We start from the raw sequence: 13890 nt of genomic DNA, 5'->3' as shown, positions 1-13890 counted from the left end.
GTTCGCCAGCAAAAGGAGGTACTTGCTTGAGCAAGGTAACGCAAATCGTTGAAGATTTGTTAAAGCCGATTCTCGACGAGATGAATTTGGAGCTTGTCGATATCGAATACAAAAAGGAAGGCAGCAACTGGTTTTTGCGGATCTTCATCGACAATGAGACGGGAAATATCGATATCGATGACTGCGGTGCCGTCAGTGAGCGGTTGAGTCAGCGGTTAGATGAGCTCGACCCCATTCCGAACGCTTATTTTTTGGAGGTATCCTCACCGGGGGCGGAGCGTCCGTTGCGAAAAGAGTCCGATTTTAAAAAGGCCGTAGGGAAACATGTACATATTACGACCAAGGAAGCGATTGCCGGGGCTACCGTTTTTGAAGGGGAATTGACTTCTTTTGCCGATGGGGTACTGACCGTCAAAGAAGCCAAACAGACGCACCAGATTCCGTTGGAACAAATTGAATCAGCTCGTATGGCAATCGTCTTCTGATAGTCCATTGCCGTCGGGAATTGTTGATTGGGTGGTTTTGAAAGGAGGAGGCAACAAAACAATGAACGCCGAGTTTATTGAGGCACTTGAAGCTATTGAAAAAGAAAAAGGGATCAGCAAGGACATACTGATTGAAGCGATCGAGGCAGCGCTTATTTCCGGTTACAAACGCAATTTCAACTCCGCGCAAAATGTTCGGGTCGACGTTAACCGTTTTACCGGACAGGTGCGCGTGTTTGCTCGCAAAACCGTGGTCGAGGAAGTTTTCGATCAGCGCCTGGAGATTTCGTTGGAGGCAGCCCAGGAAATCGATCCGAACTACCGTTTGGACGATATTGTGGAAATCGAGGTAACTCCCCGCGATTTCGGCCGGATTGCCGCGCAAACGGCCAAACAAGTGGTGACCCAACGCATTCGCGAAGCCGAGCGCGGTTTGATTTACAGTGAATTTATCGAGCGCGAGGATGACATTGTCACCGGTGTGGTGCAACGTCAGGACGCTCGCAACTACTATATTGACCTGGGCAAAGTGGAAGCGGTAATGCCGCTGACCGAAAAAATGCCAACCGATGACTTTAAGCCGCAAGACCGGATCAAGGCTTATATTATCAAAGTGGAGAAAACAACCAAAGGACCGCAAATTATCGTCTCCCGCACTCATCCCGGTTTGTTGAAACGCTTGTTTGAGCTGGAAGTGCCGGAAATTTATGATGGGGTAGTGGAAATCAAGTCGGTTTCCCGGGAAGCGGGAGACCGTTCGAAAATCGCGGTTCACTCCGTTAATCCCGATGTAGACCCGGTTGGTGCCTGTGTCGGACCAAAAGGAATGCGTGTGCAGACGATCGTCAACGAGCTCAAGGGAGAAAAGATCGACATCGTTCGTTGGTCGGAAGATCCGGCAGAATATGTAGCCAACGCGCTGAGCCCGTCCAAAGTGCTGCATGTGGAAGTGAATCACGCCGATAAAGTGACCCGTGTGATCGTTCCCGATTACCAACTTTCCCTGGCGATTGGCAAACGCGGCCAAAATGCCCGGCTTGCCGCGAAATTGACCGGCTGGAAAATTGATATTAAGAGTGAGAGTCAAGCCGAACAGGAAGGCATTGACTATCCAAAACAAATTGAGCAGGCGGACGTGGAAACCGAATGAAACAGAAAAAGATTCCTTTGCGTAAATGCATCGTCTGCCAAGGAATGTTTCCCAAAAAAGAGTTGATCCGGGTGGTGCGGACCCCGGAGGAAGAGATCAAAATCGACCTGACGGGCAGGGCGGCTGGTCGCGGAACCTATATTTGCCGACAAGAAACATGTATGAAGCCGGACACGTTTGCTTCTGGCAAGTGGAAGAAAGTGCTGGAGAGGTCCCTCAACATGACAATAACGCAAGAAAAATACGATGAGTTTCGCAATCAATGGTTGGAGATGATCGGGCAATGAACCCGAAGGTGGCACAAATGCTTGGAATGGCAATGCGGGCTAGAAAGATCATCACCGGAGAAGAACTGGTGGTACAGGCGGTTCGCACCCAGAAAGCCAAACTCGTCGTTGTAGCGGGCGACGCTTCTGCCAATACGATGAAAAAAGTTACGGACAAATGCCAGTACTACCAAGTGCCTTGTTATATGCTCGCCACGCGCTACGAGCTAGGTCACGCCATTGGAAAAGATGCCCGCGTTAGCATCGCCATCACGGACAGCAAATTGGCCGAGAGCATCCAGCACCTTCTCACACCTAATTCATGAGGGGTGAAAGTATGAAGACACGTGTGTACGAATACGCGAAGAAACATAATATGAGCAGTAAAGAAATCCTTAATTTGCTAAAACGATTGAATATAGATGTGGCAAATCATATGAGTATCTTGGATCAGGAAACGATCCAAAAAATTGAGCAGCATTTGGAGAAGTTGCGCGCATCTGCCGGCCAGACATCATCTGCACAAAAACCGGCTTCGGCAGAGCGGTACGTTGTGGACAAGATGGAAAACGCCTCGGGGAAACAGTCGGCTGAGACCAACCGGTCGGAACCGGCTGCCAGACAGGAAAACCGTACGCCATCCTCTCGCCCGCAAGTAAAAAATACGGGGAAGAATCAGGAGCGAAAACCAAACGATATGAGAAGTCAAACACCGAAAACGTTTGAACGAAACCAGGCGGAGAGCATTCAGGAAAAACCTCAGGATCAAGATGAATTGAAAGCGCCGGCCGATGATTTTGAAGACAAGGTGAACATTCCCGCGAAAGTAACGATGGAGAAACGGGAAAAGATCAAAAAGGCGCCAGTTGGCAAAAAAACGTTCGAAGAAAACAAAAAAAATCAGCCGTTCAACAAGCAAAATAACAAACGCGGAGACAACAGACGTCAGCAAACCCGTGAACCGCAGCGGCCGGTCGTGCACGAAACTCCGTCCAAGATCACTTTCACCGAGTCGTTGACGGTTGGCGAATTGGCCAAAAAATTGCGCAAGGAACCGGCGGAAATTATTAAAAAGTTGTTTAACTTGGGGATCATGGCGACGATCAATCAGGATCTCGACCGGGATGCGATTGAACTGATTTGTTCCGAGTACAATGTAGCAGTCGAAGAAAAGATCGTGATCGATGAAACCAATTTCGAAACGATTGAGGAAGTGGATAATCCGGCAGATTTACAGGAACGGCCACCTGTCGTGACGATCATGGGTCACGTTGACCATGGGAAAACGACGTTGCTGGATGCGATTCGCTCGACCAATGTCGTGGCAGGTGAAGCGGGCGGCATCACGCAGCATATCGGTGCCTACCAAGTGGAAATCAAAGGCAAGAAGATTACTTTCCTGGATACGCCTGGCCACGCCGCCTTTACGACGATGCGTGCGCGCGGAGCGCAAATCACCGATATTACCATTTTGGTCGTCGCTGCCGATGACGGGGTAAAACCGCAGACAGTAGAAGCGATCAGCCACGCGAAAGCGGCCAAAGTCCCGATTATCGTAGCGGTGAACAAAGTAGATAAACCGGAAGCCAACATTGACCGGATCAAACAGGAATTGACCGAATATGAGCTTGTTGCGGAAGAATGGGGCGGTGACACCATTTTCTGTCCGATTTCCGCAAAACAACGCACGGGAATCGAAGAGCTGTTGGAATATATTTTGCTGGTAGCGGAAGTGCAAGAACTGAAAGCCAATCCGGCAAAACGCGCGCGCGGAACCGTCGTGGAAGCGGAATTGGATAAAGGCCGCGGCCCGGTGGCCACAGTGCTCGTCCAGCACGGGACATTGCACATCGGCGATCCGATCGTCGTTGGCTCCACATTTGGGCGTGTGCGGGCGATGGTCAATGACAAAGGTCGCCGTCTGAAAGAGGCAGGTCCGTCTACACCGGTTGAAATCACCGGGTTGAACGATGTGCCGCACGCAGGCGATCAGTTCATGGTCTTTGAAGATGAGAAAAAGGCGCGGGCGATTGGCGAAGCGCGTGCTTCCCGTCAGCGTGAATCCGACCGTCGTGCCAACACCCGCGTATCGCTGGACGATTTGTTCCAGCATATCCAGGAAGGCGAAATCAAGGAACTGAACCTGATCATCAAGGCCGATGTGCAAGGTTCGGTTGAGGCTTTGCGCGGTTCCTTGGAAAAAATCGATGTGAACGGAACGCGCGTGAAAATCATTCATACAGGTGTCGGCGCGATTACCGAGTCCGACGTTACGTTGGCCAACGCTTCCAACGGCATTATCGTCGGCTTTAACGTTCGGCCGGAACCGAATGCCCGCAGCATGGCGGAACAAGAGAAAATCGACATCCGTCTGCACCGGGTCATTTACAACGTAATTGAAGAAATCGAAGCGGCCTTGAAAGGGATGCTCGACCCGGTTTACAAAGAAGAAATTATCGGTCAGGCGGAAATCCGGGAAGTCATTCGCATTTCCAAAGTGGGCAACATCGCCGGTTGTTATGTAACCGAAGGGAAAATTACCCGTGATGCAGGTGCCCGCCTGATTCGCGAAGGTGTCGTTATTTACGAAGGTAAACTCGATACTTTGCGCCGGTTTAAAGATGATGTCAAGGAAGTGGCAGCCGGATACGAGTGCGGGGTTACTTTGGAAAATTACGGGGATATCAAGCAAGGCGATGTAATCGAAGCCTTTATCATGGTGGAAGTGAAAGCCTGATGGTAGGGGTGGCACGCGTTGAGCTGTTTTTGCCCGCCTGCCAAAATTTGAAGGAAAAACGGGCGATCGTGAAAAGCGTGATCGCCCAGTTACGCCATAAATTTAATGTCTCGGCAGCCGAGACAGACTTTCAGGAGCAGTGGCAGCGTACCGAACTGGTAATCGCTGCCGTTGCCAATGAAATCCCTTTTTTGCAAAAGGAACTAAATGCGGTGGTACGACTCGTGGAAATGGCTCCCGGTGTGGAGTTGATCCGGGCAGAAACGGAATACTACGAGTAGACTGCTTTCGGAGGTGATGGCAGGTGAGCATGAACAAAACGAGAATGAGCCGGGTTGGAGAAGAGATCAAAAAAGAGCTGAGCATTTTGCTGCAGCGGGAGATGAAAGATCCGCGAATCGGGTTCGTCACCGTAACTTCCGTCGATGTTACCAGTGACTTGCAATTGGCGAAGGTATATGTCAGCATTTTTGGCAGCGAAGAGCAGCGGGAAGCATCCTTGGCTGGACTGCACAAAGCCAAAGGGTTTTTGCGAACGGAGTTGGGGCGCAGAATCAAACTCCGACACGTTCCCGATCTGGTGTTTAAATTGGACGAGTCAATCGATTATGGAAACAAGATTGAATCGATCCTTCGCGAAATCTCCACCGAAGGGGAAAGTAAACGATGAACGATTATCAGAGCAGACTGCAGGAAGCTGCCGCTTTTATGCGGGAGCACGACGATTTTTTGATCATTTCCCATGTAAATCCGGATGGGGATACGACCGGTTCCGCATTGGCAGCCGCCTTGATGCTCGAGCAGCTCGGCAAATCATATGTGATCGTCAATGAAGGAGAAACTCCCGGCAAGTTCGGGTTTCTCCCTCGTTTTCACAAACTGTACAACCTTGCGGAAAGTCCGATTGAACGGACGTTTACGCATGTGATTGCCGTTGATGCTGCCGATTCCAAGCGGATGGGCGATGTTACCCATCTGTTCGCAAACGATGTGCAGATTTTGAATATTGACCATCATCCAACCAATGACGAATTTGGCCGGTTCAATGTAATCCGTACGGACGCGGCCGCTACTGCGGAAATTATGTACGAATTGATGGTCGCTGGAAAATTTACCTGCAACGCCGAACTGGCCACCTGTATTTATACCGGGCTGTTGACGGATACCGGCGGATTCCGCTATTCCAATACAAGTTCGTTTGTGATGCAAATTGCTGCCGAAATGCTCCAGTATGGAGTGAAGCCCGGCGACATCGCCGAACAGTGTCTGGAAGAGATCACATGGGAACACGTGCAAATTTTGCGCCACGCGCTGCAAAGCTTGCAGCTGAGCTTTGACAATCGGGTAGCATTGCTGAAAGTTCATGCCAGCGATCTTGAGGAGACGGGAGCCAGCATGGAAGATGCCGGCGGATTGGTGAATTACGCGCGCAATATGAAAGGGGTAGAAGTAGGCGTTTCCTTGTGCGAACCGGTTCCTGGCGTGATCAAGGTCAGTTTGCGATCCCGCCAAGATATCGATGTTTCGCAAATTGCCAAGAGCTTGGGCGGCGGCGGTCATGCCAAGGCAGCCGGCTGCACGCTGCAGAGCAGCATGGAAGAAGCGGAAAAAATCGTCTTAGCCAAATTGGGCGAAGTTCTTGGGGTTGATTAAATGATTCAACAAGATGGTGTCCTTGTACTGCATAAACCGGCGGGCATGACTTCACATGATTGTGTAGCTCAGGTGCGTCGGTTGTTTCATACGAAGAAAGCCGGCCATACGGGAACGTTGGACCCCGAGGTGACAGGCGTGTTGCCTGTCTGCTTGGGGCAGGCTACCCGGATTGTGGAATACCTGCAAGAATTGCCCAAAGCCTATGAAGTCGTCATGCGGCTGGGTTATTCGACGACAACTGAGGATGCCTCCGGCGAACTACTCCAACAAAAACAGGTGGACACGGAGATTACGGAAGAGCAAGTCAAAGCGGCGATGCAGCAGTTTTTGGGCGAAATCGAGCAAATCCCGCCAATGTACTCTGCTGTGAAGGTAAACGGGCAGCGACTGTATGATTTGGCGCGGGAAGGAAAAGTGATTGAACGACAGCCCCGCACAGTAACCATTTATCGGCTTGCGCTGCACTCCATTGAAACGCACGAAGGGGTTGTCGATGTTTCTTTTGCTTGCGAGTGTTCCAAGGGCACTTATATGCGAACCTTGTGTGTGGATTTGGGCGAAAAACTCGGCTATCCTGCCCATATGCTGCGGTTGGTTCGGGTGAAAAGCGGTCCATTTTCACTGGATCAAGCTATTCCGTTACATAAATTGCAAGAGTTGGCCGGACAGGAGGAACAGCTGGCCGAGTTGCTCGTTCCCCTCGGAGACGCCTTGTCTTTTTTGCCTCGCTGCGACATTGCGCCTGAGCGGAAGAAGGCGGTGCAAAGCGGACTGGAAACCGCTCTGCCGGACACGCAACTGCCGGAGGGAAGTCTGGTGCGCCTGTACTGTGAGCAAGAACTGCTCGGTCTGCATCGGGTTCACTACGGTCAGCGGGGTCCGTTCGGAAAAGCAGAGAAGATTTTTCAGCCAAACTCGAAAGCGTAAGCAACGGGGTAGAGGCTAACTGGAGGTGGGAGTGTGGAAACGATACAACTAACTTATCCGTTGCCGGCAGAGCGGGATTATCCTGCGGCCGCCATTGCCATCGGCTATTTTGATGGCGTTCACCTTGGCCATCGACGCGTCATTCAAAAAGCGATCGATACAGCCAAGGCAAACGGCTGGAAGAGCGCGGTCATGACCTTTCATCCCCATCCGCGGGAAGTGCTTGGCCGCGCCGGATATACGCGCTATTTGACGCCGCTTGCAGATAAGCTGGAACAGCTGCAAAAAATGGGAGTCGATCTCGTCTACGTGATGAATTTCGACATTGCCTTTTCCTCGGTGTATCCGGAGGAGTTTATCGAGGAATGCCTGCTGCCGCTTCACGCCAGGCATGTTGTTGTCGGTTTTGATTTTACGTTCGGATACAAAGGGACGGGAACGGCTGATACGCTGCGTCAACTAAGCGCTGGACGGTACTCGCTGGATGTCGTCGCGCCGGTCAATCGTCTGGGAGAGCGGATCAGCAGCACGCTTATCCGCGAATATCTCCACCAGGGAGACATTGAACAGGCGAATCAATTTCTGGGCAGGCCGTACAAGCTGAAGGGCGAAGTCGTGCACGGAGACAAGCGGGGCAGAACGATCGGCTTTCCGACAGCAAACGTTGCCTTGCATAGCCCTTATCTCGTCGGCAAAAATGGAGTTTACGGAGTGCGGATGACGGTCGGGGGAAAACAGTATGACGGCGTAATGAATGTCGGCATCAAACCGACGTTTGAACTGGAGAAGAAGGAAAAGTCGCTGGAAGTTCATTTGTTTGACTTTTCCGGAGAGATTTATGGCCAGCCGGTTGAGGTTGAACTTTTCTTTTTCTTGCGCGATGAGCAAAAGTTTGCCGGCGTACAAGCGTTGATCGAACAAATCAACAAGGATGTGCAAATGGCCAAAGACAAGTTTGCAACCGGTTTGTATTAGTTTATTTTGCTTTTCCTATAAGTCTATGCTATAATTCATTTTGTTATTTCAAAACCACAGCTTGGCTGCACGATGCTCACCGGCGGCAGACTCGGCTGATGGGGATATTGGAAAAGGAGGTGAGTCATGATGGCACTTACACAAGAACGTAAAAACCAATTGATCCAAGAGTACCGTACACATGAAAATGACACCGGTTCTCCAGAGGTTCAAATTGCTATCTTGACCGAAAACATTAACAACTTGAACGAGCATCTGCGTACACACAAAAAAGACCATCACAGCCGTCGTGGTCTGTTGAAAATGGTAGGTCAACGCCGTAACCTGTTAAACTACCTGAAGGAAACAGATGTTGCCCGTTATCGTACGCTTGTAGACCGTCTTGGTCTCCGTCGTTAATGAGCAGTTTAGAAAAAAGCGGGACATTCCCGCTTTTTCTATTGCCTAATTTGCTGCCATCTTTCTTGCTTTTTGCTATTTAATTTGCAGCGAGGCAGGAAATAATACATACAGGTAGAAAAAGATTGGTATTAATATACATACTGAAACATGCAAGGAGGACTGCTAGCAACATGGAGCAACAATTTCGTACGTTTGATTTCGATCTGGCAGGCCGCAAATTGACCCTGGAATTTGGCAAAATGGCCAAACAGGCGCAAGGATCGGTGCTCGTTCGATATGGTGAAACCGCTATTCTTTCTGCTGTAACCGTTTCAAAAGAACCGAAACCGCTGGATTTCTTTCCGTTGACGGTGAACTATGAAGAGCGTCTGTATGCCGTTGGGAAAATTCCGGGCGGGTTTATCAAACGGGAAGGACGTCCCAGCGAAAAGGCGATTTTGGCCAGCCGTCTGATTGACCGTCCGATCCGTCCGCTCTTCCCTGACGGTTTCCGCAACGAAGTGCAAGTCGTCAATACCGTTCTTTCCGTGGATCAAGACTGTTCCCCGGAAATCGCCGCGATGATCGGAACGTCGGCCGCTCTGTCTTACTCGGAAATTCCGTTTAACGGACCGATTGCCGGAGTGATCGTCGGCCGCATCGATGGCCAACTGGTGATCAATCCGACCGTGGCGCAAATGGAAAAGAGCGACATTCATCTCGTGGTTGCCGGTACCCGCGATGCGATCAACATGGTGGAAGCCGGAGCCAATCAGGTGCCGGAAGAAGTCATGCTGGAAGCGATTATGTATGGACACAGTGTCATCCAGCAATTGGTTGATTTCCAAAACCAAATCGTGGCGGAAATCGGGAAACCGAAAATGGAAGTGGTTCTGCATGAAGTAAATCCGGAAATTGATCAGGCTGTTCGCGAGTATGCCGACGCCCGTTTGCGCGAAGCGATCCGCATCGAGGAAAAACAAGCGCGCGCAGATGCAATCGAGGCAATCAATCAGGAAACGAAAGCGCATTTTGCCGAGATTTATCCGGAAGAGGAAGCGACCATTTCCGAAGTTCTCTACAATATTGTCAAGGAAGAAGTTCGCCGCTTGATTACCCATGAGAAAATTCGTCCGGACGGGCGGGCCTTGAACGAAATTCGTCCGATCTCCTCGGAAATTTCCATCTTGCCGCGCACGCATGGATCGGGCTTGTTTACCCGCGGACAAACACAAGCGCTGAGCGTTTGTACATTGGGAGCGCTCGGCGATGTGCAAATTCTCGACGGATTGGGACTGGAAGAATCGAAACGGTTCATGCACCATTACAACTTCCCGCCGTACAGCGTCGGGGAAGCGCGTCCGCTCCGTCCTCCAGGCCGACGTGAGATCGGGCACGGCGCATTGGGTGAGCGGGCGATTGAACCGATTATCCCAAGCGAAACCGAATTCCCGTACACGATTCGTCTGGTGTCGGAAGTAATCGAATCAAACGGTTCTACCTCCCAGGCTTCGATTTGCGCCAGCGTGCTCGCTTTGATGGATGCTGGTGTGCCGATCAAAGCGCCGGTTGCCGGTGTGGCGATGGGCTTGATTAAAGACGGCGACCACTTCTCCATTCTCACCGATATCCAAGGGATGGAAGACCATCTGGGCGACATGGACTTTAAAGTTGCCGGTACGGCAGAAGGTGTCACGGCGATCCAAATGGATATCAAAATTGCCGGGATTAACCGGGAGATTTTGGAGCAAGCATTGGCACAAGCGCGGGAAGGCCGGCTGTTTATCTTGAACAAGATGATGGAGACGATCCAAGCGCCGCGTGAACAACTTTCTCCATATGCGCCGAAAATCACCACGATGACGATCAATCCGGACAAAATCCGCGATGTGATTGGACCGCAAGGCCGGATCATCAACAAGATTATCGAAGAGACCGGCGTGAAAATTGATATTGAGCAAGATGGCCGCATTTTTATCTCTTCGGTGGATCAAAGTGCCAATAACCGCGCGAAACAAATCATCGAAGATCTTGTTCGCGAAGTTGCGGTTGGACAAACTTACCTTGGTACGGTAAAACGCATTGAAAAATATGGGGCATTTATTGAAATTTTCGCCGGCAAAGAAGGGCTGTGCCACATTTCGCAACTGGCCGAAGAGCGCGTGGCCAAAACGGAAGATGTCGTAAAAATTGGCGACAAGATTTTGGTCAAAGTCACAGAAATCGATGAACAAGGTCGTGTCAATCTGTCGCACAAAGCGGTGCTGAAAGAACAAAAAGCAGCGCAGGAGGCAGCGCAACGAACCGAATAATCAAAGGCAAACGTCCGGTTGTTCGGACATTGGCAAAACCCAAAGGCTTCGTCACTCGAAGATCACTTCGTGTCACGCAAGCTTTTTTCTTTTGCCCACAACTTCTAAGCCGAAAAAAGCGGACATAAATTGGACAAAGAGGGGTTATCCCAAGTGTCAGAAGTTGTGGGGGGCGTCACAGATGAAAAAGCAGTGGATCAGGTTGGCGGTTGTCATGGTCGGTTGGATGATTCTGCTCTTGTTTGTCGTCAATTCCCGGCCGGTCAATCAATATATTGCCGGTGCCAAGCGAGAGGCAGTCCATGCCGATCTCCAATTAAACGATGATGAAGAATTGCGGCAGCAGATAAAAGCATGGGCCAAAGAACGGACTGAGCCGCCGATCAATGCGCGGCTTGACCGCGTTTGGAAAGCCATACCGGGTTATAACGGCCGAGAGGTGGACATTGAAGCTTCCTTAGACAAAATGCAGCGAAGCGGAAAAGCGTCGCCGGAGCAGTTGGTCTATCGGCAAGTGAACCCGCAGATCACCTTGGAACAGCTGGGCGCACAGCCAATTTATCGGGGAAATCCGCAAAAGCCGGCCGTCAGCTTCATGGTCAACGTGGCCTGGGGAAACGAATATCTCGAGTCGATTTTAGATACACTGGATAAGCATCAAGTCAAGACCACTTTTTTCCTTGATGGTTCTTGGGTGAAACGGCATCCGGAACTGGCGAAAAAAATCGTGCAGCGAGGGCATGAGATCGGCAATCATGCGTATTCCCATCCGAATATGAGCCGACTGAGCCCGGAGATGATCCGGCAAGAGATCGGCAAGACGCAACAGATCATTCAGCAAGTGACCGGGATCACGCCGAACTTGTTTGCCCCGCCGTCAGGTGATTTCAATGAACGGGTCGTCGCAATCGCTGCACAGCAATTTCATCTGAAAACAATCCTCTGGACAGCGGACACTGTCGACTGGCGAAAACCTCCTTTGCAAACGATGCTGAACCGCGTCAACAAAGGGCTGGGAAAAGGGTCGCTGATTTTGATGCATCCGACCGAAGTTTCGATGCAAGGACTGGAACAAATGATCTTGTCCGCCAAGCAGAAAGGCTTGGTCCCAACGACGGTCAGCCAGGTGATCTCCAGCCAACGGTTGGATACGCCGTAAATAGCCAAGTGCTGACGTGTGTTGTGAGGACAGGGGAATTTTGTTATAGTTAATCTGTTCAGTCCAAAGTTTGGCAGAACATGCAGTCACAACTCAGAACACCATGCAGTAATCGCCAGTGCAAAGGAGGATTTTTGTGATTGAACGATATACATGTGAGAATGGACTGCGGATTGTAACAGAGAAGATCCCGTCGGTTCGTTCGGTTGCGTTGGGAATCTGGGTAGGCACAGGTTCCAAATTTGAACAGGAGAGCAATAACGGAATCTCACACTTCCTTGAACATATGTTTTTTAAAGGAACGACATCCCGTTCGGCTAAGGAAATCGCCGAAGCTTTTGATGAGATAGGCGGCCATGTCAACGCCTTTACTTCCAAAGAGTATACTTGTTACTACGCCCGCGTCCTCGACCAGCATACGCCGATCGCGCTGGATGTCCTGGCCGATATGTACTTCGCTTCCATGTTCGAGCCGGGAGAGCTGGAGAAAGAGAAAAATGTCGTCATCGAAGAGATCAACATGTATGAGGACACGCCGGATGATCTGGTGCACGACTTGATTGCCCGGGCCAGTTATGCCGATCACCCGCTTGGGTATACGATTTTGGGCACCGAGGATGTGCTGCGCAGCCTGCGGCGTGAAGATTTGCTTACATACATTGATCAACGTTACTTGCCCAGCAATACGGTCGTCAGCGTCGCGGGAAATTTTGATTCCGCGCTGATTGAAGAGATCAAGCGTCGTTTTTCCGCTTTTTCCCGAACCGGGCAAGAGGCGTCCATACCGGCGCCGGCGTTTGCAGCCAATTCGATCGTTCAGCATAAAGCGACGGAGCAGGCGCATCTGTGCTTGTCACTGCCAGGCTTTCGGGTAGGACATGAGCAAATTTATTCGCTGATTTTATTGAACAATATTCTCGGCGGCAGCATGAGCTCACGCTTGTTCCAAGAAATTCGCGAAGAACGAGGATTAGCTTATTCCGTCTATTCCTATCACTCTTCTTATCGGGAATCGGGGACATTTACGATCTATACGGGAACCGCACCGGAACAGGTCGGAGAGGTTTTTGACATTATAACCAATGTGTTGCATCAAGTGATGGACAAAGGGATTACCGACCGCGAGCTGCATAAAGGCAAAGAGCAGCTGAAAGGAAGTTTGATGCTCAGCCTGGAAAGCACCAACAGCCGCATGAGCAGGCTCGGCAAAAATGAGCTGCTGCTGGGCTATCATCTGAGTCTGGATGAAATTATTGCCAAAATCGATCAAGTTACATTTGAATCGGTTCAACAGGTAGCCAAACAACTGTTTGCTTCCAAAATGGCGCTGGCCATGGTCAGTCCGCTCGACAGCTTCCCGGCCAACGTGCGCTCCGATATCTTGCTCTCGTAAACGGAAAATCCGGCATAGCCCGGATTTTTTTGCGTATATGATAGCAAACCGGGACAACGTTTCGGAAACGGGAGGGATCCACTGTATGCGGTTTAGTGAGCTGGGGAACAAAGAAATCATCGCGTTGGATCACGGAGAGAAGATGGGAATGATCGGCAATGCCGATCTGGAGATCCATCCGGAGACCGGGGAGATCAGATCGATCATTCTGGCAGCCGGAGGATTGCTGTCTTTTGGCAAGCGCCGGGAAGAGATCGTGATCCCCTGGAGTTCTATCGTCAAAATTGGCCCGGAGATGGTGATCGTCCAACTCCGGCAGGAGCAGGCGAATCCCTCGCCCAAATAACGGCTGTAACCGAACGCAAAGGGCAGGAATAGAATAGGATAGACGTACCGAATTTCACCAATTATTCATTTACCTAAAAACCTTTGCGTTTCTTGCTTCATGC

General features: G+C 50.6%; 15 protein-coding genes. All 15 read left to right on the top strand.

What is annotated here, in order from left to right:
* The first annotated feature begins 26 nt into the window (after nt 1-26).
* The 15 genes from rimP to JOD01_RS10715 all read left to right on the top strand — a co-directional run bounded on the left by rimP (nt 27) and on the right by JOD01_RS10715 (nt 13787).
* On the top strand, nt 27-485 hold the full coding sequence (gene rimP / locus JOD01_RS10785; RefSeq protein WP_204518323.1) for a ribosome maturation factor RimP: 459 nt from the start codon (nt 27-29) through the stop codon (nt 483-485).
* 61 nt (nt 486-546) lie between these two features.
* Complete coding sequence (gene nusA / locus JOD01_RS10780) at nt 547-1635, top strand: transcription termination factor NusA (RefSeq protein WP_204518322.1); 1089 nt, start codon at nt 547-549, stop codon at nt 1633-1635.
* Nucleotides 1632-1922, top strand: coding sequence for an RNase P modulator RnpM (gene rnpM / locus JOD01_RS10775; protein ID WP_204518321.1), 291 nt, complete (start codon nt 1632-1634; stop codon nt 1920-1922). Before nusA ends, rnpM begins: the two co-directional genes overlap by 4 nt.
* Complete coding sequence (locus JOD01_RS10770) at nt 1919-2227, top strand: YlxQ family RNA-binding protein (protein ID WP_204518320.1); 309 nt, start codon at nt 1919-1921, stop codon at nt 2225-2227. Before rnpM ends, JOD01_RS10770 begins: the two co-directional genes overlap by 4 nt.
* Before the next feature lie 11 nt (nt 2228-2238).
* Entirely contained in the window at nt 2239-4638 is a 2400-nt protein-coding gene (infB, locus tag JOD01_RS10765) for a translation initiation factor IF-2 (protein WP_204518319.1), read from the top strand.
* Complete coding sequence (locus tag JOD01_RS10760; protein ID WP_204518318.1) at nt 4638-4919, top strand: DUF503 domain-containing protein; 282 nt, start codon at nt 4638-4640, stop codon at nt 4917-4919. The genes infB and JOD01_RS10760 overlap by 1 nt, the downstream gene beginning before the upstream one ends.
* A gap of 29 nt (nt 4920-4948) precedes the next feature.
* Complete coding sequence (rbfA, locus tag JOD01_RS10755) at nt 4949-5308, top strand: 30S ribosome-binding factor RbfA (RefSeq protein ID WP_204518413.1); 360 nt, start codon at nt 4949-4951, stop codon at nt 5306-5308.
* Complete coding sequence (locus JOD01_RS10750; protein ID WP_204518317.1) at nt 5305-6291, top strand: DHH family phosphoesterase; 987 nt, start codon at nt 5305-5307, stop codon at nt 6289-6291. Before rbfA ends, JOD01_RS10750 begins: the two co-directional genes overlap by 4 nt.
* Nucleotides 6292-7221 (top strand): tRNA pseudouridine(55) synthase TruB, encoded by a 930-nt coding sequence (gene truB / locus JOD01_RS10745; protein ID WP_204518316.1) that lies wholly within the window; start codon nt 6292-6294, stop codon nt 7219-7221.
* A gap of 33 nt (nt 7222-7254) precedes the next feature.
* Nucleotides 7255-8196, top strand: a complete 942-nt coding sequence (locus JOD01_RS10740; protein ID WP_204518315.1) for a bifunctional riboflavin kinase/FAD synthetase — start codon at nt 7255-7257, stop codon at nt 8194-8196.
* 129 nt (nt 8197-8325) lie between these two features.
* Complete coding sequence (gene rpsO, locus JOD01_RS10735; protein WP_204518412.1) at nt 8326-8595, top strand: 30S ribosomal protein S15; 270 nt, start codon at nt 8326-8328, stop codon at nt 8593-8595.
* Between the two features lie 173 nt (nt 8596-8768).
* Nucleotides 8769-10889: a polyribonucleotide nucleotidyltransferase gene (locus JOD01_RS10730; RefSeq protein WP_204518314.1), complete on the top strand. Its 2121-nt coding sequence runs from the start codon at nt 8769-8771 to the stop codon at nt 10887-10889.
* A gap of 181 nt (nt 10890-11070) precedes the next feature.
* Nucleotides 11071-12048 (top strand): polysaccharide deacetylase family protein, encoded by a 978-nt coding sequence (locus JOD01_RS10725; protein WP_204518313.1) that lies wholly within the window; start codon nt 11071-11073, stop codon nt 12046-12048.
* A 136-nt stretch (nt 12049-12184) separates the two neighbouring features.
* Entirely contained in the window at nt 12185-13441 is a 1257-nt protein-coding gene (locus JOD01_RS10720; RefSeq protein ID WP_204518312.1) for an insulinase family protein, read from the top strand.
* Nucleotides 13442-13526: 85 nt separating this feature from the next.
* Nucleotides 13527-13787, top strand: coding sequence for a YlmC/YmxH family sporulation protein (locus JOD01_RS10715; RefSeq protein ID WP_204518311.1), 261 nt, complete (start codon nt 13527-13529; stop codon nt 13785-13787).
* Nucleotides 13788-13890 lie beyond the last annotated feature (103 nt).

This window comes from Brevibacillus fulvus (genome assembly GCF_016908525.1).
Lineage (GTDB): Bacteria > Bacillota > Bacilli > Brevibacillales > Brevibacillaceae > Brevibacillus_G > Brevibacillus_G fulvus.
The sequence above is the reverse complement of the archived record's forward strand: the minus strand, read 5'-3'. Positions and strand labels throughout refer to the sequence as shown.